Raw genomic sequence first — 16770 nt, forward strand, 5'->3', positions numbered from 1 at the left:
AGGGGTAAGTCAAGAGTTTACTCATGTTGCTACACCAGAGGAAAATGCACATGTAGAAGCTTATCATGGAATACTTAAAAAAGAAGTCTTTCAACGATTTGAGTATAGAACATTTGGAGAGATTCAACAAATACTAAAAAGATATGTGGTTTTCTATAACAACGTAAGGCATCATGGACTATTGGGAAGAATAACTCCTATGGAAAAATGGAACAAAGACAAACACTTAATTTTAATGAAAAATAGAGTAGCATAATTAATAATCCAAATTTAAAAGATTACTCTTGTTTTATAGGGGTCAAAACATTTACAATAAAAACATTTTGGTAATTCCAAAAAAAATAAAATAGTGCAATAAAAAAATAGTGGTTTTGTAAGGTTTAAGCAATGTAACCTTCTAATACTTTATCAATAAGATAAACTAACAAATTATTTATGAAAAATTCAACTCTTAAAACAGTATCAGAATACATAGAAGAAGGTGTGAAAAATGCATATAGCTATCAGCAATATCGAAATCTGGTAAGTGATTTACTCGCAGAAGGCAAATCTACAGGTAATGAGCAGTCAGAAGCGTTAACTAATTATAGTACTCTTAATGACCGTAGAATGAAGCGATGGGATAAAACATTAAAGATTAATGAATCTGTTGCGGGTACATTTTCTAATACAGAGATAGATGTTACATGGGTAGTGTTGACAGAGGGTTGGTGTGGTGATGCAGCTCATATACTACCAGTTATGAATAAATTAGCATCACTTAATGAAGGGATTGATTTAAAAATTGTATTAAGGGATGAGCATGATGAATTGATGAATAATTTTCTTACCAATGGAGGAAAATCAATTCCTAAATTAATTGCATATGATGCTCAGAATAAGCAAGTGCTAAATTCTTGGGGCCCAAGGCCATCTACAGCTACAGAAATGGTAAATAATTACAAAGAAAAACATGGTGGCTTGGATGCAGAATTTAAAGAAGATCTCCAAACATGGTATAATAAAGACAAAGGAGCAAGCATAGCAGAAGATTTGTTGAATCTACTATAGCGCAAAAATCAATATTTTTAGAGCCAAGATTTATGATAAAAGAATCTTGGTTCTTATTATTTTAGGATAACTTTTATTATGTCCCAGTTTTTATAGATTGAGAAAGTTACTTCTAGAGACTTTAATTAGAGTAATTAAAATAGTACGTGATAGATCCTTCTTGTTCCTCTATATCTGATCTAGAAAATAAAGCCTGTCGAGCATAATCCATAGCATTATCAAAGAGACATTCGTTTCTGGTAGTAGACTTTTTTTTGTCGACTTTAGTATTTACTACATACCCATTTTTATTTACCTCGATCTTTACCACTACTCTTCCGCTACCATTACAGGTGTAAACGGGGTTTGGTAAATCAACTGCTTTACGATTCTCTAGGCTATACGTAAGAGAACTATTTCTATTATTTGTCTCTTCGCCTTCTGCTTTTTTGCTTTCTTTTTTCTTATTTTCTGTAGAATCAATTTCATCTAGAGGAACCTCTCCTTCTGTAGTTTTGGATTCCTGAGCTTCTTCAGCAGCAGCTTCTTCAATCTCTGTCAAAGATTTCATTCGCTCTTCAAACTCATCATGATCCTCAAAATCTTCATTATAGGCAGAATGTGTTCTCTTAGAAGCAATTAATTGTCTGTCCTCTTCTGCAATAGGTTCTTCTTCAAGCTCTTCTTCTTGAGCAAGAAACTCTTCAGGGATTTCCATCAAAATTTCTGATTGTTCCTTTTGCTTATGTATCATATTGATATTATAAAGACTTAGAACAACAATTCCCATTAGCATTGATGTGATGATAAGAGCTTTATGTTTTTCTATAAATTCCATAAGTATCTATAACTAATTTTGGGCTACATTATTTTGTGTAGTCTCTATTTTTGGCTGCAACTGATCTTCAAAAAACTGAATAATAGTAGCATCTTCAACAGAAAATGATCCAATTTTGGTTCTTCTCAGAGCTGTTAAGTGAGCACCACTCTGTAAGCTTTTTCCAAAATCATGAGCCAATGATCTGATATAGGTTCCTTTACCGCATACAACCTTAAAATCTACCTCAGGTAGTTCTACTCTGGTGATTTCAAATTCGTTTATGGTAATTTTTCTTGCATTAATTTCTACATTTTCTCCTTCTCGTGCATATTCATATAATCGTTTTCCTTCTTTTTTTAAGGCAGAAAAAATAGGAGGATATTGGTCTATTTCTCCAATAAAAGGAGCAGTAGCATTCAATATCATTTCTTTGGTAATGTGATCAATAGGAAACGTATGATCGATTTCTGTTTCTAGATCATATGAGGGAGTAGTGGCTCCAAGTTTTATGGTACCAGTATATTCTTTGATTTGTCCTTGAAATTCATGAATACGTTTAGTGAATTTTCCAGTACATATAACCAATAAGCCTGATGCAAGTGGATCGAGTGTTCCAGCATGACCAACTTTTAATTTTTTGATAGAAAATTGTTTTCGAATAAGCCAACGTAATTTGTTTACAACTTGGAAAGAAGTCCATTGCAACGGCTTATCGATCAAAAGAATTTGACCGTCTTTATACTCTTTTTCGGTTAGCATTATAGAGGGGCTATTTGATAAAACCAAAGCTGATGGCTAATAAGCCAACAATGATACAATATACGGCAAAATAAGTTAACTTACTCTTTTTTACAAGAGAAATCATCCATGTACATGCAAAGAGACCTGATACAAATGCAGCGATAAAGCCTACTGTCATAGGAATACTGTTTTCTGATGAAAAAATAAGATCACCACTTAGCAGGTCTTTTGCGATTTTACCAAAAATTAGAGGAATTACCATTAAGAAAGAAAAACGAGCCGCTTTTGTTTTGTCATTTCCTAATAGAACAGAAGTGGATATAGTGGCACCACTTCTAGAAATCCCAGGTAACATGGCGATAGCTTGTGCAATACCAATTACAAATGCGTTCGAGATACTTACTGGTTTTCTGGTACTTTTTGCTTTATCGGCAAACCAAAGTAATGCTGCCGTAATGAGTAACATAAAACCAACAAACATTACATTGCTTCCAAAAAGCCTTTCTAATTGTTCTTCAAAAAACAAGCCTACCAGAACAGCAGGAATCATAGAGATGATAATTTTAAGAGAAAATATAGATTCTTCGTTTTTTTTGAATTGTAGTAATCCCTTAATGAGTATCAATATATCTTTTCTAAAAACGACTATGGTACTAAGCGCAGTAGCAAAATGAAGGATAACAGTAAAAAGAAGAGATTCTTCAGGGATACTGTTGTCTCCCAAAATAGCTTTACCAAGCTCTAAATGACCGCTGGAAGAAACAGGTAAAAACTCAGTAAGCCCTTGTATTATCCCAAGGATGATCGCATCAATAGTTTCCATAGTAGGATATAATGTTTTTAATTTTGGTGCAAATATATAACTACCTCAAAATAAAATGTCGAATTACTGTTTTTTCTTCTTGTTGGGATTGAGTAAAATAGCATACACCTCGATGCCAAAACCAATTAAAACGATGGTAGGAGCCAATCTAATTCTTCTGAAATTGTAGATCTCAGGATTAAAAACATTAGGGTCATCGCTTCCTCCTCCAGCCATAAGAATAAATCCTAGAGCAATTACAGCCAGTCCAATTGCCATGACCACATAATTTTTCTTTCTGAAAACAAAATCTGGTTTAGGAAGTATATTATTATTTGATTGTTTTTTCATGTGTATCGTTGTTAATTTCATTAAATAATACGACATCATCTATCGTCAACTTGGATATGTGCCCCATGTTTTTATCTCGGGTAAATATAGTCCATCTTTTTATACCATACAACGTAACTGTTTTGTTAAGGATATCAGAGCGTAGTTGATCAAGTGTGAGACCATACTGTATTCCTCTGTTGATATAGTAATAATGTGCATCATTTTTTAAGGTAATTAGAATATCAAGTCCAGAACCTTCTTGTATATCTGCTACGACTCCTTCAATTTTCATCACATCTTCTGGCTGCACATCTCGTACAGGGCGAAAAGTTTGTACAACAGCTGTCATAAATATGACAAAGAGTACAAAAATAAACGAGAGATATATTTTACCAATTTTACCCATAATTATAAAACGTTGGTTTTTGGTTTTCTTTTACTGTATATAATAAATAGGATACCAGCAAGTATAAAAGGAATACTTAATAGTTGTCCCATATTAAGCGTCATACTATCTTCAAAAGAAACTTGATTCTCTTTAAAAAATTCAATGATAAGGCGAGCCAAAAATAAGACAGATAGTAATACTCCAAATAAAAACCCTTGTTGTTTTGCTAGTTGTGTCTTTTTATACAAATACCATAATAAGCCAAAAATAAGTAGATAAGAAAAAGCTTCGTATAGTTGTGTAGGATGTCTGGGGATCATGTCATCACGCATGAATATAACACCGTAATTACCGTGGGTTGGTTTTCCGTAAATTTCAGAATTCATAAAATTCCCTAATCGTATCCATGCTCCAACAATTGGAGTTACAATAGCAATATGGTCTAGTACCCAAAGAATAGAAGTTTTGTATTTTCTAGAAAATAAAAAAATAGCTATAATTGCGCCAAGACTACCTCCATGACTTGCTAATCCCGTAAACCCTGTAAAATGCCAGGTTCCATTAATAATTTGAAAAGGAACAAAAATTTCCAGAATATGCTCAGAATAATACTCAAAATCATAAAACAAACAATGCCCTAATCTCATACCAACCAATATTCCTACAATAAGGTAAGAAGACAATTTTTCTAATTGTTCCAAAGATTTTTTTTCGGCACTAAAGATGTGTTTTGCAATTTGATAAGCCAACAAGATACCAGTCACAAAAAAAAGGCCATAGTATTTTATAGGAAAAACCCCGAATAGTTGTGTGATTTCTGGGTCAAGATTCCATTCAAATGATCCCATAGATTAATAGTATAATTCGTCTGTTCTTAGATTCAGGAAGCGTTGTGTAGCAAAAAAAGTGCTAATCCAAGTAATAAGTATACCAATCCCAAAAACTCCAGCAAATAGAATGATAAGTAAAATTTTATCGTTTAATAATGCCAATTCAGGAAAAGTTTTATCTAAATAGAATAATACAATACCAACCCCTATCAAAGCTACAATAGCTCCTATCATTCCTAGTCGTACACTTTTCCATACAAAAGGCCTGCGAATAAACTTTTTTGTGGCACCCACCATTTGCATGGTTTTAATGATAAATCTCTTTGAGTATACCGATAAGCGAATAGAACTATTAATCAGTAGAACTGCAATAAATGTAAAAACTCCACTAATCAATAATACCCAAAAACTAATGCGTTTGATATTATCATTGAGTAATGAAATCAAAGGTTTATCATAGATGACTTCATCTACAAAATCTTTTTTTATGATAGTAGCATTTATTTCTTCGATTTTGACCTGATCTACAAAATCAGCTTTTAGATACACATCGATTGAATTTTGTAGAGGATTATACCCCAGAAAATCCATAAAATTTTCACCAATATCTTTACTGTGTTCCTCAGCAGCCTTTTCCTTAGAAATAAAAGTAGTTGATTTAGTATATTCTGCCAGAGCCAGTGTTTTTTCTAATTGTTTAATCTCAACATCTTTGGCAGTATCTTTCAGATAGATAGTGAGTGCGATTTTTTCTTTGAAATGATCCGCTACTTTTTTAGTGTTTAGAACTAGTAAACCCAATAAGCCTAGTAAGAATAATACCAGAGAGATACTAATAACTACAGAAAAATAAGAAGAGATTAGTCGTCGTTTTTGGTATTTTTCAAAAGAAGAACTCATAAATAATCTGATTTTGTGGTAAAAATAATAAAGTTTAGCGAGACTCCTACTTTTCAAAATACAAATGTACTCTGAAATAAGAGGAGTCAAAACAAGATCAGTCCAACAAGGTGAGCCTTTTCTTTTACCTAGTAATAGACTTTCTAATGCATAAAGTGGGTTTAATATATAGAATAACGAATACTTAGAAGTAATCGTGTTTAGATTTATTTAGAGAGTAAGCAAGTGGTCTAATACAGGTTTGATAATAGGTCTATTGTAGATGTATCAAAATTCACAATATTTAACATTTTGGTGTTAAATTTCATGTTTTTTTAAGCAATTTTCAAATCACTTTATTGTGGTTAAACCCTAAAGCGGAAACAATACAAATGTTTTCGAACTATTAAGTTATTGATAGTATTGTTTTTAAGTTTTTGGAATGCATTTTACTTCGGTTTACAAAGTGTTAGAATCAGTTGTGGAATTAGACTCAAGAGCTTTGTGATGAATGGTTGAGAAGGGAATATAAGTTATATTTGTAGTCAGAATTTTAATGCTGATAAATGGTTCGTATCAGTTCTTATTTTCCTTTGGATGAATTCAATTTGGATTCATTAGATTTGACTTAATAAATAAGTGATTTTTGTTTTTAAATAGCGAAAAAATTGAATAAACTACTTCGGGGGTAAGCCCAGGAAGTATTCGTTTGAAACAAACTTTTAATTTCGAAGCTTGCTTCGAAGGTTTAAAATCTCACTTAGTGAGTAAATACATAGATCTTATGCATACAGTCATTATAGGAATAGGAGGAGTAGGAGGATATTTTGGAGGAAAAATAGCCAGTTCTGGACAGAAAGTTACTTTGATTGCCAGAGGAAAACACCTAGAAGCAATCCAAAAAAATGGATTACAAGTTAAGAGTATAGAAGGAGATTTTATAACACACCCTCATTTGGCAACCCATACTATAGCTGGTGTAGATAAAGCAGATTTGGTATTAATCTGTACAAAATCATGGCAAGTTACAGAGGCAGCAACAATGATCAAACCTATACTCAAAGAAGATACAGTAGTGATTCCACTACAAAACGGAGCTGATAATGCAGAAAGAGTAGGTGCTGTACTAGGGGCAAAACATGTATTAGGAGGATTGTGTAGAATATATAGTAAGATAGAAGCACCTGGAGTTATATCTCATTTTGGGCACCCACCAGAGGTTGTTTTTGGAGAATTAGATGCAAGAAAAACAAATCGCCTGCAAACAATAAAAAAAGTATTTGATACCGCAGGATTCGATAACACCATATCACAAGATATCAAAGTAGATATCTGGAACAAATTTATGTTTATAGCTACAGTGAGTGGTTTAGGAGCACTTACTCGCGCTACTATTGGAGAAATGTATGAGGCTATAGAAACACGTCACATTTTACAACAAACAGCAAGAGAAATATATGATATTGGGGTTGCCAAAAGGATTTCTTTACCAAAAGATATCATAGATAAAGTTCTTGCTTTTATAAGTAAGCAACCTTACGAAGCTACAGCTTCTACACAACGAGATATTTTAGAAGGAAGACCTTCTGAGTTAGAAAATTTTAATGGATATATAGTAAAAGAAGGAAAACGATTAGAAGTTGCTACACCTACCAATACTTTTATCTACAGTTGTTTGTTGCCTATGGAGGTCAAAGCACGAAAATAGAATAAAATAGTTTCATAAAAACACCTTATAGCTTTTAGAAAGAAGCTAAAAGCTTAAAATGTTAACCAAAAAGGTACTTCGAAGATACTTTTTGCTTCTTTAAAACACCTTTTTGTATCAAAAATGGTATAAATAACTTTTTAGTGCCAGACAAATAATTAATTAGAAGATGTTACTGTGCTATCTTGAAGGTTTTAGTAAATTTGCGGTCTTAATTTCAGATAGATGAGTTACGATTTTAATACTATTGAAGCCAAATGGCAAAAATACTGGGCAGAGAATAAAACCTTTAGAGCAGAGGACAACAGTGATAAAGAAAAGTACTATGTATTAGATATGTTTCCATATCCATCAGGTGCAGGATTGCATGTTGGGCATCCGCTGGGGTATATTGCCAGTGATATCTATGCACGATATAAACGCCATAAAGGATTCAATGTATTACACCCTCAAGGATATGATTCTTTTGGATTGCCAGCAGAGCAATACGCTATTCAGACAGGGCAACACCCATCTATAACCACCAAAGAAAATATAGCTCGCTATCGTGAGCAACTAGATAAAATAGGATTCTCGTTTGATTGGGATCGCGAGGTACGTACCAGTAATCCAGAATATTTCAAATGGACACAATGGATTTTTGTGGAGCTTTTTAATTCATGGTATGATACTAATGAAGATAAAGCAAGAGACATTAATGAGTTAGAATCTCTTTTTGTTACAGAAGGAAATACAAAAGTAAATGCGGTATGTGATGAGGAGACTCCTGTATTTACTGCCGAGGATTGGAACAGATATACTGCCAAAGAAAAGCAGCAGATCCTTTTAAAATATAGATTGACATATCTGGCAGAAACAGAAGTAAACTGGTGTCCTAAATTGGGAACAGTATTGGCCAATGATGAGATTGTAAACGGTGTTTCTGAGCGAGGAGGATACCCTGTGATTCGTAAAAAAATGACACAGTGGAGCATGAGAATCTCTGCCTATGCAGAGCGATTGCTACAAGGATTAGATAGGATAGACTGGACAGATGCCCTCAAAGAATCACAACGCAACTGGATCGGAAAATCTGTAGGTGCTGGTGTCACATTCAATGTCAAAGGACATGATGAGGTAATAGAAGTATTTACAACAAGACCAGACACCATTTTTGGAGTTACATTTATGACATTAGCTCCAGAGCATGATTTGGTACAAAAAATTACTACCCCAGAGCAGAAACCTGAAATTGAAGCCTATATAGAAGCTACAGCCAAACGTAGTGAGCGTGAGCGTATGGCAGATGTAAAAACGATAAGTGGCGTCTTTACTGGTTCCTATGCAGAACACCCATTTACCAAAGAGCCTGTGCCAATCTGGATAGGGGATTATGTATTAGCTGGATATGGTACTGGTGCGGTAATGGCAGTGCCATGTGGAGATCAGCGTGATTATGATTTTGCAAAGCACTTTGATATTCCTATTACCAATATTTTTGAAGGAATAGATATTTCTCAAGAAGCTTTTGCTGATAAGGAAAAAACAATTATTGCAAATTCTGATTTCTTAAACGGATTGTCCTATAAAAAAGCAACTAAAACAGCTATCTATGAATTAGAGAAACTAGGGCAAGGAACAGGAAAAACCAATTATAGACTTCGTGATGCAGTATTTAGTCGTCAACGCTATTGGGGAGAGCCATTTCCAGTATATTATGTAGATGGAATGCCACAGATGATAGAGGTAGCACACCTACCTATACAATTACCAGAAGTCGAAAAATATTTGCCTACAGAAACAGGAGAGCCACCATTAGGTCGTGCCGATGTTTGGGCTTGGGATACAGAAAATAACAAGGTTGTATCCAATGATCAGATAAATAACACCAGTATTTTTCCGTTAGAACTCAATACAATGCCAGGATGGGCAGGGAGCTCATGGTATCTATTTAGATATATGGATGCTGGTAATGATAAAGAATTCGCTTCTGCAGAAGCGTTGCAATATTGGGAGAATGTTGATTTATATATTGGGGGTAGTGAGCATGCAACAGGTCACTTGCTATATTCAAGATTTTGGACAAAGTTCTTGAAAGATAGATCGTACATTGGAGTAGATGAGCCTTTTAAGAAGTTGATTAATCAAGGAATGATTTTGGGTACAAGTGCTATAGTATATAGGATAAGCGGTACCAATACATATGTAACAGAAGGATTAAAAGATCAGCATGATACAGAAGAACTTCGTATTGATGTAAGTTTGATTAATAGCTCTGATGAACTTGATATAGAAGGATTAAAAAAGTGGCAACCGCAGTTTAAAGATGCCGATTTTGAACTTGAAGAAGGGAAGTATATTGTAGGTAGAGAAGTAGAAAAAATGTCAAAACGTTGGTTTAATGTAGTTAATCCAGATGATATTTGTAATGATTATGGAGCAGATACCTTGCGTTTATATGAAATGTTCCTAGGGCCATTAGAGCAGGCAAAACCATGGAATACCGCTGGGATCACAGGAGTTTCTTCTTTTCTGAAAAAAATATGGAAGTTGTATCATAACGGAGATGATTTTGCAGTAACCGATACAGAACCTACAAAAGAAGATTTAAAAACGCTACATAAGACCATTAAGAAGGTAGAAGAAGATATCGAGAACTTCTCGTTCAATACATCTGTAAGTACCTTTATGATTGCTGTAAATGAATTAACAGCTCAAAAATGTACCGCACGAGCAATACTAGAGCCTTTGGCAATATTAATATCACCATATGCACCACATATTGCAGAAGAATTCTGGCAAAGATTAGGGCATAATGGGTCAATAGCTACGGCAACATTCCCTGTATTTGAAGAGAAACACCTAGTAGAAAGTGCTAAAAAATATCCGATTTCGTTTAATGGAAAAACACGATTTACTATGGAGCTTTCATTGGATTTGAGCAAGGATGAAATAGAAGCAGCAGTAATGGCACATGAAAAAACAAAACAACAACTTGCTGGTCGTGAACCCAAAAAAGTAATTGTAGTGCCTGGTAAAATTATCAATATTGTAGGGTAATGTGTTTGTTTTGTCGGGCTTACTGTATATTGGAGAAGAAAGAGTTATATTGTTAGTTTGTAAAATGAAGTGGATTTGTAGCGATCGATATAAACTTAAATATTTGATATATGAGTAAGTGTGTTTTAGGGTGTTTGGTACTGTTATTTATAGTAGCTGTAAGTTGTGGTTATACAAAAACAGAAGAAGATAAACATCCTGATATGCCCATATTTCCAGAGCATACAAGTAATGTTTTAAAATTAGTAAAAGTAAGATGTAATTCTGGCTTACTCTATCGTATCGATGATCAGCTATTGACCTTTATGGTCACAAGAGGAAAACATACAGATTATAGGGAAGAGGAATATCTCATGTTTTTAAATAATAATTTTGAAATTATAGATTCTTTGCATGTAGGAGATTTTAATAGTATAGATGATAAAGGGTATGTGTACTCTAAAGAATATGAAAATGATGAAGTCGTAAAACAGTATTACAAAAAGCAAAAAAAGACAAGAATTGCATACCATACTTTTGATGCACAGGCGTATTATGATGCTTATATGGAGCAACTAGAAGATGAAGCGATTGGTGAAAAAGAGCTTTCTGATAGTTTACAGATGGTAGAACGGTTTAAAAGATTAGAGAAAGTAGAGCGCAAGACTTTTAAGGAGTTTGATAAAGCAGTTATGCCAGAATTGCAATGTGTTCGACCCATTGCTAAAGGTTGTTTTATTTTGCAATACCCCGATAAAGAATTAGTGATAAAAAATTTGATTGGTAAATATTATATAAGAGATAAGGATATAAAAAGCCCTAAGGAGATTATAAGCAATTTTAAAGAATGTGATAAACAAGAGTTATATACTCCAGTAAGAAGTAATGATTTTAAAATGTTTGATACTGCTGTTACTGGAAATGGTAGTACAGGTAATCATTTTGTATTCGGTTTTTATCCAAAAGGGTATCAATATTATGAATTAGAGAATAAGGGAGATAAAACTCAATTTAAACTATTTGCAAATGGAGTAAGTCGTGCTAGATTAGAAGCTTTTGTAAGCCCAGACGGTAAGAATACTTTTATTATAAATAAGGATGATCATTATAAGTACTATCGAGTAGAGTAATCGTATGTCGTGTTTTTTTGATTATACCAATTCTCAATTGAAATTACCTTCTAAGATTGAATTCTAACAGCGTATAAAAAAAACAGAGCATGGTCAACCCAATAGAACTTGTAGGGTATATAGCCGCTATATTAACGACAGCTTCATTTTTACCACAAGTATATAAAACTTGGAAAACAAAATCGGCAGAAGGTCTATCTCTTTCTATGTTATTTATTTTTGGTTCAGGAGTGTTATGCTGGTTGATCTATGGCTTTATGATTGACAGTTGGCCAATTATTTCTGCAAATGTAATAACAATTATTTCGATTTTTCTACTACTGTTTTTTAAGTATAGGTATACTGACTCACAGTAATAAAATGAGTTTTCTTCTTGCAGTTTCGTTATCAGTATGTTGTGGTAATTGTTAATAAGGTATTTTTTAGCCTTCTTTTATTGCTTTTTTTGGCAAAAACATTTATTTTCGGCCAAAAATTAAGAATATGGTAATTGGTGTACCCAAAGAAATCAAAAATAACGAGAATAGAGTAGGTGTAACTCCTGCTGGAACGATGGAACTCGTTAAGCATGGTCATACTGTTTTCATACAGCATAATGCCGGTCTTCAAAGTGGTTTTGAAGATGAAGAATATATCAATGCTGGAGCAAAAATTTTACCTACAATCGAAGAAGTATATAGTACTGCTGAAATGATTATTAAGGTAAAAGAACCTATTGAACCAGAATATGCATTGATCAAAAAAGATCAACTTGTATTTACATACTTTCATTTTGCATCAGAAGAAGCATTAACAAAAGCGATGATGGCAAGTGGGTCTGTTTGTGTTTCTTATGAAACTGTTGAAGATTTTGATCGTAGCTTACCATTATTAACCCCAATGAGTGAAGTTGCAGGACGTATGTCTACTTTGCAAGGTGCTAAATTTCTAGAAAAGCCACTAAAAGGAAGAGGAGTTCTTCTTGGTGGTGTACCAGGTGTTCCCCCTGCCAAAGTACTTGTATTAGGTGGAGGAGTAGTAGGTACGCAAGCAGCAAAAATGGCTGCAGGAATGGGAGCTGATGTTACAATTCTTGATATCAGTATGAAGAGATTGCGTTACTTGGATGATGTGATGGCTGCAAATGTAAAAACTGAATTCTCAAATGAGTATAATATTCGTAAGCATATAAAAGATTCTGATTTAATTATTGGTGGAGTTCTAATTCCTGGAGCAAAAGCACCAAAATTAATTACAAGAGATATGCTTAAAGATATGCGCTCAGGAACTGTGATGGTTGATGTAGCAGTAGATCAGGGAGGTTGTTTTGAAACTACAAAACCAACTACTCATGAAGATCCTGTGTATATTATTGATGATGTAGTACATTATTCTGTAGCAAATATGCCAGGAGCAGTACCGTATACGTCAACTTTGGCATTAACTAATGTCACTTTGCCATATGCAGTACAACTAGCAAATAAAGGCTGGAAAAAAGCATGTAAAGAAAATGAACCTCTTAAAAAAGGATTGAATGTTATAAACGGAGATATTGTATATCCTGCAATATCAGAAGCTTTTGACCTTCCTTTAAAAGATGTAGAAATATATTTGAATTAAACTCGATTTATTGGCTAACTCAAGTTTATTTAATCAAAAACCTCGCAAAATGGCGAGGTTTTTGTATTTTATGACATAAAATTGTAAATCATATCAATTATGATTTGAAATTATTGAAAAAGAAAGACGTTTTTATTACAGTAATTTTATTTTGTAAATGATATCAGCTAAAAAAAGAATATTATTATGATGGGATATTATATCATTGCGGGAGTCATATTTCTGGTGAGCACATTTGTAAGTAACAAGCTCAAAAGTAAATTCAAGAAATACTCAAAGATCAGTTTGCAAAACGGCATGAGTGGTGCAGAGATTGCCACAAAAATGTTACAGGATAATGGAATCAGAGATGTACAGGTGGTTTCTACCCCAGGAATGTTAACAGATCATTACAACCCTGCAAATAAGACAGTGAATTTAAGTGAAGGAGTATATAGTCAACGCAATGCCGCAGCAGCGGCTGTTGCAGCGCATGAATGTGGCCACGCCGTACAACATGCTACTGCATATAGTTGGTTGACAATGAGGTCTAAAATTGTACCTGCTGTAGGTATAGCTAGTAAGTTGTCTAATATGGTAATTATGGGAGGACTTGTGCTTTCTGCTTCAGGAATGATATTTGGAAATACTATTTTCTTAATAGGGATACTATTGTTTGGGGTAACCACGCTATTTGCATTCATTACATTGCCAGTAGAATATGATGCTAGTAACAGAGCGTTGGCATGGTTAGAAAACAACAATATGTTGACTACTCAAGAACATGCTGGTGCTAAAGATGCACTAAAATGGGCGGCAAGAACATATGTAGTTGCAGCATTAGGCTCTTTGGCAACATTATTATATTTTATCTCTATCTTCATGGGTAGAAGAAACTAAAAAAGAATAGATAAAAAAACAGGCTTGTATAACAAAATATATAAGCCTGTTTTTTTGTATTAAATCTTTATTTGTCGATCAATTTGTTGATCTAGAGAGATAAAAGTTTCTGTGCGGGATATCCCTTCTATAGCTTGAATATTTTTATTCAGTACGTTCATTAGATGCTCATTATCTCTACATAATATTTTAATAAAAATTGACCAATTTCCTGTAGTATAATGACATTCGATTACCTCTGGGATTTCTCGTAACTGCTTTACCGCTTTAGGGTTGCTTACCGCTTTGTCAAGATATACACCTACAAAAGCCATCGTTTTATATCCTAATACTTTGGGGTCTATAATAAATTTTGACCCAGCAATAAGACCAGAAGCTTCTAGTTTGCGGAGTCTTTGATGAATCGCGGCACCTGATATACCAACTTTTCTGGCAATTTCCAAAATAGGCCTTCTCGCATCCTCCATGAGATTACGTAAAATTTCTTTATCAATACCGTCAATTTTTAAGCCGCTATTTTGATTTTTCATGTTTGTATAAAGTTACATTTGACAATTAAAAATGAGGTTTAATGTTTAAAATTGAAATATAAGATTAATAAATGGTTTGAATATAGTAACTGAATAGATGATTTAAGAGTATTATGAAATAATGATATAAAAACTACACTCAATTTGTTGTTTACCCTTTTACGCCATCAGGGTTATATCCTAGATAGTCACATTCTTTTTCATTAAAAACAATACCATACTCTTCAAGTTCTTTAAGAATTGGGGTGTATACCTCTTCTTGGATAGGGATTTGTACTCCAATACCTGTAATCTGTTTGTTAAGAATGCGCAAAGTGGCCATTGCAACAGGTAAACCTACTGTTTTTGCCATTGCAGTATACATTTGGTTCTCTCCTATGCTTACCATGGTGGCATCTATTTGTTTATGTTTACCATTAAGCTCATAACCAAATTTATGGTACATTACAATCATATCCTTATCTCCTTTGTCAAGAGACCAGCTATCCATTAATACCTTTTGAAGTGCTTGAGCAGGAGTGGCATTAGGAATACCAATTTTTTTATTTGGATTAAAAAGATCAAGTTCTAAAAGTTTATCCCACATAATATCATCCTGATCAATTTTGAGATAATGACGAAGTTTCAGTTCTACTGAGTCAGAAGGAGAATATGCCAGAAAAGAATTCGTAAAATCCCGATAACTCATATGCTCAGAATTAATCATCTTATAATCATCAGCGGTCATACCAAGCTGTACAAAAGTATTCCAGGCTCTAGAGAACCCTATTCTTCTAATAGTTCCCCGATATAAAGTCAAGATATTATCTAGTCCGTATATGTTTTGATACTTTAAAGAGTTCCTATTGGCATAAGCTTCAAAACGCCCATAACCATCAACTTCTAGAAATTCTGTTCGTCTAAATAATTTGTGATATGGAATATATTTATAAGTTCCTTCCTGCAGAAATTCTGCAGCCCCTCCTTGCCCAGCTACTACTACATTTCGAGGGTTCCATGTAAACTTATAGTTCCATAAATTGGTGTCACTTTCAGGAGCAACCAAGCCTCCTGTAAAGGATTCAAATAAAACAATCTTACCCCCTTGATTTCTTATACGATCAATAACCTGCATGGCACTCATATGATCAATACCAGGGTCGACACCAATTTCATTCATAAAAATGAGTCCTTTTTTGCGAACTTCTGGATCAAGTTTTTGCATTTCAGCGCTTACATATGAAGCTGTAACCATGCATTTATCAAACTTTAAACAGTCTTTGGCAACTTCAATATGAAAACGAGCAGGAAGCATTGATACAACAATATCAGCCTCTTGAATTGCTTTTTCTCTTGAGTTGTGATCAAAAATATCCAAAGGTATAGCGTGGGTATTTGAGTGAGTACCCGCTAATTTTTTAGCATTTTCAACAGAAATATCCCCTATGGTAATCTGTAAATTTTCTGAAATAGACTTGTCTTGAAAATATTTGATTAAAACAGCAGTAGATTTACCTGCACCAATGACTAATATCTTTCGCATACCTTCTGATATTTTGATAACTTTGATACGAATGTAGTAAATACCGTAAAAAGTTGGATGTCAATTATGAGGTATTGCTTATATTTTTTTGAATAATGTGTTTAATCCTTTAAAAATAATATTTGATATAATCAATTATGAACAAAATATCAGAAAACAAAACAATTTTGATTACAGGAGCTATTACAGGGTTAATAGCAGTGCTTTTAGGAGCTTTTGGGGCTCACGGATTAGAAAAACATGTAGATGCAGCTAGTATTGATTCTTTTACAACAGGAGTGCGATATCAAATGTATCATGCAATTGTATGTGTCATTTTAGGAAATATGACTGTCTTGCAGGAGATTAGAAGAAAACGAATTTTTTACTTTTTTATTGGGGGAATTATTCTTTTTTCGGGATCAATATATCTTTTGGTGATCGATGAGATTTTTGGCATATCATTGTCAAGTATTGGATTTATTACACCTTTGGGAGGGTTGTTATTAATTTCTGGATGGATTTTTCTTATAATTTCATTGATGAAGATTAAGTGATTTTTTTGTCGGATAGTGTAATTATT

The 16770-nt window shown here is 33.6% G+C and carries 18 protein-coding genes; 9 read left to right on the forward strand and 9 right to left on the reverse strand.

Annotated features, from left to right (window positions below; genetic code table 11):
- On the forward strand, nucleotides 1-256 hold a 256-nt coding region (locus CVD18_RS08695; RefSeq protein WP_146052742.1), incomplete at its 5' end, for an integrase core domain-containing protein.
- 179 nt (nucleotides 257-435) lie between these two features.
- Nucleotides 436-1050, forward strand: a complete 615-nt coding sequence (locus tag CVD18_RS08700) for a thioredoxin family protein (protein ID WP_103865054.1) — start codon at nucleotides 436-438, stop codon at nucleotides 1048-1050.
- 121 nt (nucleotides 1051-1171) lie between these two features.
- Here CVD18_RS08700 and CVD18_RS08705 read toward each other — a convergent pair whose 3' ends face one another.
- From CVD18_RS08705 to CVD18_RS08735, 7 genes are all read right to left on the reverse strand, one after another.
- Complete coding sequence (locus CVD18_RS08705) at nucleotides 1172-1867, reverse strand: hypothetical protein (protein ID WP_103865055.1); 696 nt, start codon at nucleotides 1865-1867, stop codon at nucleotides 1172-1174.
- Between the two features lie 12 nt (nucleotides 1868-1879).
- The gene (gene truB, locus CVD18_RS08710; RefSeq protein WP_103865094.1) at nucleotides 1880-2608 is read right to left on the reverse strand and encodes a tRNA pseudouridine(55) synthase TruB; all 729 of its coding nucleotides are present in this window, start codon (nucleotides 2606-2608) and stop codon (nucleotides 1880-1882) included.
- A 10-nt stretch (nucleotides 2609-2618) separates the two neighbouring features.
- Nucleotides 2619-3413 carry an undecaprenyl-diphosphate phosphatase gene (locus tag CVD18_RS08715; protein WP_103865056.1) on the reverse strand — a complete coding sequence of 265 codons (795 nt, stop codon included), beginning with the start codon at nucleotides 3411-3413 and terminating at the stop codon, nucleotides 2619-2621.
- Between the two features lie 63 nt (nucleotides 3414-3476).
- On the reverse strand, nucleotides 3477-3743 hold the full coding sequence (locus CVD18_RS08720; RefSeq protein ID WP_103865057.1) for a DUF3098 domain-containing protein: 267 nt from the start codon (nucleotides 3741-3743) through the stop codon (nucleotides 3477-3479).
- Nucleotides 3724-4131, reverse strand: a complete 408-nt coding sequence (locus tag CVD18_RS08725; protein WP_103865058.1) for a hypothetical protein — start codon at nucleotides 4129-4131, stop codon at nucleotides 3724-3726. Before CVD18_RS08725 ends, CVD18_RS08720 begins: the two co-directional genes overlap by 20 nt.
- A 2-nt stretch (nucleotides 4132-4133) precedes the next feature.
- The gene (lgt, locus tag CVD18_RS08730; protein ID WP_103865059.1) at nucleotides 4134-4961 is read right to left on the reverse strand and encodes a prolipoprotein diacylglyceryl transferase; all 828 of its coding nucleotides are present in this window, start codon (nucleotides 4959-4961) and stop codon (nucleotides 4134-4136) included.
- A 3-nt stretch (nucleotides 4962-4964) separates the two neighbouring features.
- Entirely contained in the window at nucleotides 4965-5843 is an 879-nt protein-coding gene (locus tag CVD18_RS08735; RefSeq protein ID WP_103865060.1) for an ABC transporter permease, read from the reverse strand.
- 742 nt (nucleotides 5844-6585) lie between these two features.
- On the opposite strand from CVD18_RS08735, the gene CVD18_RS08740 reads away from it, so the two are divergent.
- The 6 genes from CVD18_RS08740 (at nucleotide 6586) to CVD18_RS08765 (ending at nucleotide 14156) form a co-directional block, all read left to right on the forward strand.
- Complete coding sequence (locus CVD18_RS08740) at nucleotides 6586-7530, forward strand: ketopantoate reductase family protein (protein WP_233194511.1); 945 nt, start codon at nucleotides 6586-6588, stop codon at nucleotides 7528-7530.
- Nucleotides 7531-7755: 225 nt separating this feature from the next.
- Entirely contained in the window at nucleotides 7756-10569 is a 2814-nt protein-coding gene (gene leuS, locus CVD18_RS08745) for a leucine--tRNA ligase (RefSeq protein WP_103865062.1), read from the forward strand.
- 110 nt (nucleotides 10570-10679) lie between these two features.
- Nucleotides 10680-11678, forward strand: coding sequence for a hypothetical protein (locus CVD18_RS08750; protein ID WP_103865063.1), 999 nt, complete (start codon nucleotides 10680-10682; stop codon nucleotides 11676-11678).
- A gap of 89 nt (nucleotides 11679-11767) precedes the next feature.
- On the forward strand, nucleotides 11768-12034 hold the full coding sequence (locus CVD18_RS08755; RefSeq protein WP_103865064.1) for a SemiSWEET family sugar transporter: 267 nt from the start codon (nucleotides 11768-11770) through the stop codon (nucleotides 12032-12034).
- A gap of 127 nt (nucleotides 12035-12161) precedes the next feature.
- Nucleotides 12162-13277 carry an alanine dehydrogenase gene (ald, locus tag CVD18_RS08760; RefSeq protein WP_103865065.1) on the forward strand — a complete coding sequence of 372 codons (1116 nt, stop codon included), beginning with the start codon at nucleotides 12162-12164 and terminating at the stop codon, nucleotides 13275-13277.
- A gap of 186 nt (nucleotides 13278-13463) precedes the next feature.
- Nucleotides 13464-14156 (forward strand): zinc metallopeptidase, encoded by a 693-nt coding sequence (locus tag CVD18_RS08765; protein WP_103865066.1) that lies wholly within the window; start codon nucleotides 13464-13466, stop codon nucleotides 14154-14156.
- Between the two features lie 59 nt (nucleotides 14157-14215).
- Here CVD18_RS08765 and CVD18_RS08770 read toward each other — a convergent pair whose 3' ends face one another.
- Nucleotides 14216-14686: an Lrp/AsnC ligand binding domain-containing protein gene (locus CVD18_RS08770; RefSeq protein ID WP_103865067.1), complete on the reverse strand. Its 471-nt coding sequence runs from the start codon at nucleotides 14684-14686 to the stop codon at nucleotides 14216-14218.
- Between the two features lie 151 nt (nucleotides 14687-14837).
- A complete protein-coding gene (locus tag CVD18_RS08775; RefSeq protein WP_103865068.1) occupies nucleotides 14838-16208 on the reverse strand; it encodes a saccharopine dehydrogenase family protein in 1371 nt (456 codons plus the stop codon).
- 137 nt (nucleotides 16209-16345) lie between these two features.
- Between CVD18_RS08775 and CVD18_RS08780 the strand changes: the two genes are divergently transcribed.
- Nucleotides 16346-16744 carry a DUF423 domain-containing protein gene (locus tag CVD18_RS08780; RefSeq protein ID WP_103865069.1) on the forward strand — a complete coding sequence of 133 codons (399 nt, stop codon included), beginning with the start codon at nucleotides 16346-16348 and terminating at the stop codon, nucleotides 16742-16744.
- The last annotated feature ends 26 nt before the right edge of the window (nucleotides 16745-16770 follow it).

Origin of the sequence: Aquimarina sp. I32.4 (assembly GCF_002924285.1) — a bacterium.
GTDB lineage: Bacteria > Bacteroidota > Bacteroidia > Flavobacteriales > Flavobacteriaceae > Aquimarina.

Excerpts from the sequence above, each read along its gene's own strand:
- CVD18_RS08770 (WP_103865067.1), bottom strand. The coding sequence starts at position 14,686 with ATGAAAAATCAAAATAGCGGCTTAAAAATTGACGGTATTGATAAAGAA.
- CVD18_RS08765 (WP_103865066.1), top strand. The coding sequence starts at position 13,464 with ATGATGGGATATTATATCATTGCGGGAGTCATATTTCTGGTGAGCACA.
- CVD18_RS08780 (WP_103865069.1), top strand. The coding sequence starts at position 16,346 with ATGAACAAAATATCAGAAAACAAAACAATTTTGATTACAGGAGCTATT.
- CVD18_RS08755 (WP_103865064.1), top strand. The coding sequence starts at position 11,768 with ATGGTCAACCCAATAGAACTTGTAGGGTATATAGCCGCTATATTAACG.
- CVD18_RS08735 (WP_103865060.1), bottom strand. The coding sequence starts at position 5,843 with ATGAGTTCTTCTTTTGAAAAATACCAAAAACGACGACTAATCTCTTCT.
- CVD18_RS08700 (WP_103865054.1), top strand. The coding sequence starts at position 436 with ATGAAAAATTCAACTCTTAAAACAGTATCAGAATACATAGAAGAAGGT.
- ald (WP_103865065.1), top strand. The coding sequence starts at position 12,162 with ATGGTAATTGGTGTACCCAAAGAAATCAAAAATAACGAGAATAGAGTA.
- leuS (WP_103865062.1), top strand. The coding sequence starts at position 7,756 with ATGAGTTACGATTTTAATACTATTGAAGCCAAATGGCAAAAATACTGG.
- CVD18_RS08775 (WP_103865068.1), bottom strand. The coding sequence starts at position 16,208 with ATGCGAAAGATATTAGTCATTGGTGCAGGTAAATCTACTGCTGTTTTA.
- CVD18_RS08715 (WP_103865056.1), bottom strand. The coding sequence starts at position 3,413 with ATGGAAACTATTGATGCGATCATCCTTGGGATAATACAAGGGCTTACT.
- truB (WP_103865094.1), bottom strand. The coding sequence starts at position 2,608 with ATGCTAACCGAAAAAGAGTATAAAGACGGTCAAATTCTTTTGATCGAT.
- CVD18_RS08705 (WP_103865055.1), bottom strand. The coding sequence starts at position 1,867 with ATGGAATTTATAGAAAAACATAAAGCTCTTATCATCACATCAATGCTA.
- CVD18_RS08725 (WP_103865058.1), bottom strand. The coding sequence starts at position 4,131 with ATGGGTAAAATTGGTAAAATATATCTCTCGTTTATTTTTGTACTCTTT.
- lgt (WP_103865059.1), bottom strand. The coding sequence starts at position 4,961 with ATGGGATCATTTGAATGGAATCTTGACCCAGAAATCACACAACTATTC.
- CVD18_RS08750 (WP_103865063.1), top strand. The coding sequence starts at position 10,680 with ATGAGTAAGTGTGTTTTAGGGTGTTTGGTACTGTTATTTATAGTAGCT.
- CVD18_RS08720 (WP_103865057.1), bottom strand. The coding sequence starts at position 3,743 with ATGAAAAAACAATCAAATAATAATATACTTCCTAAACCAGATTTTGTT.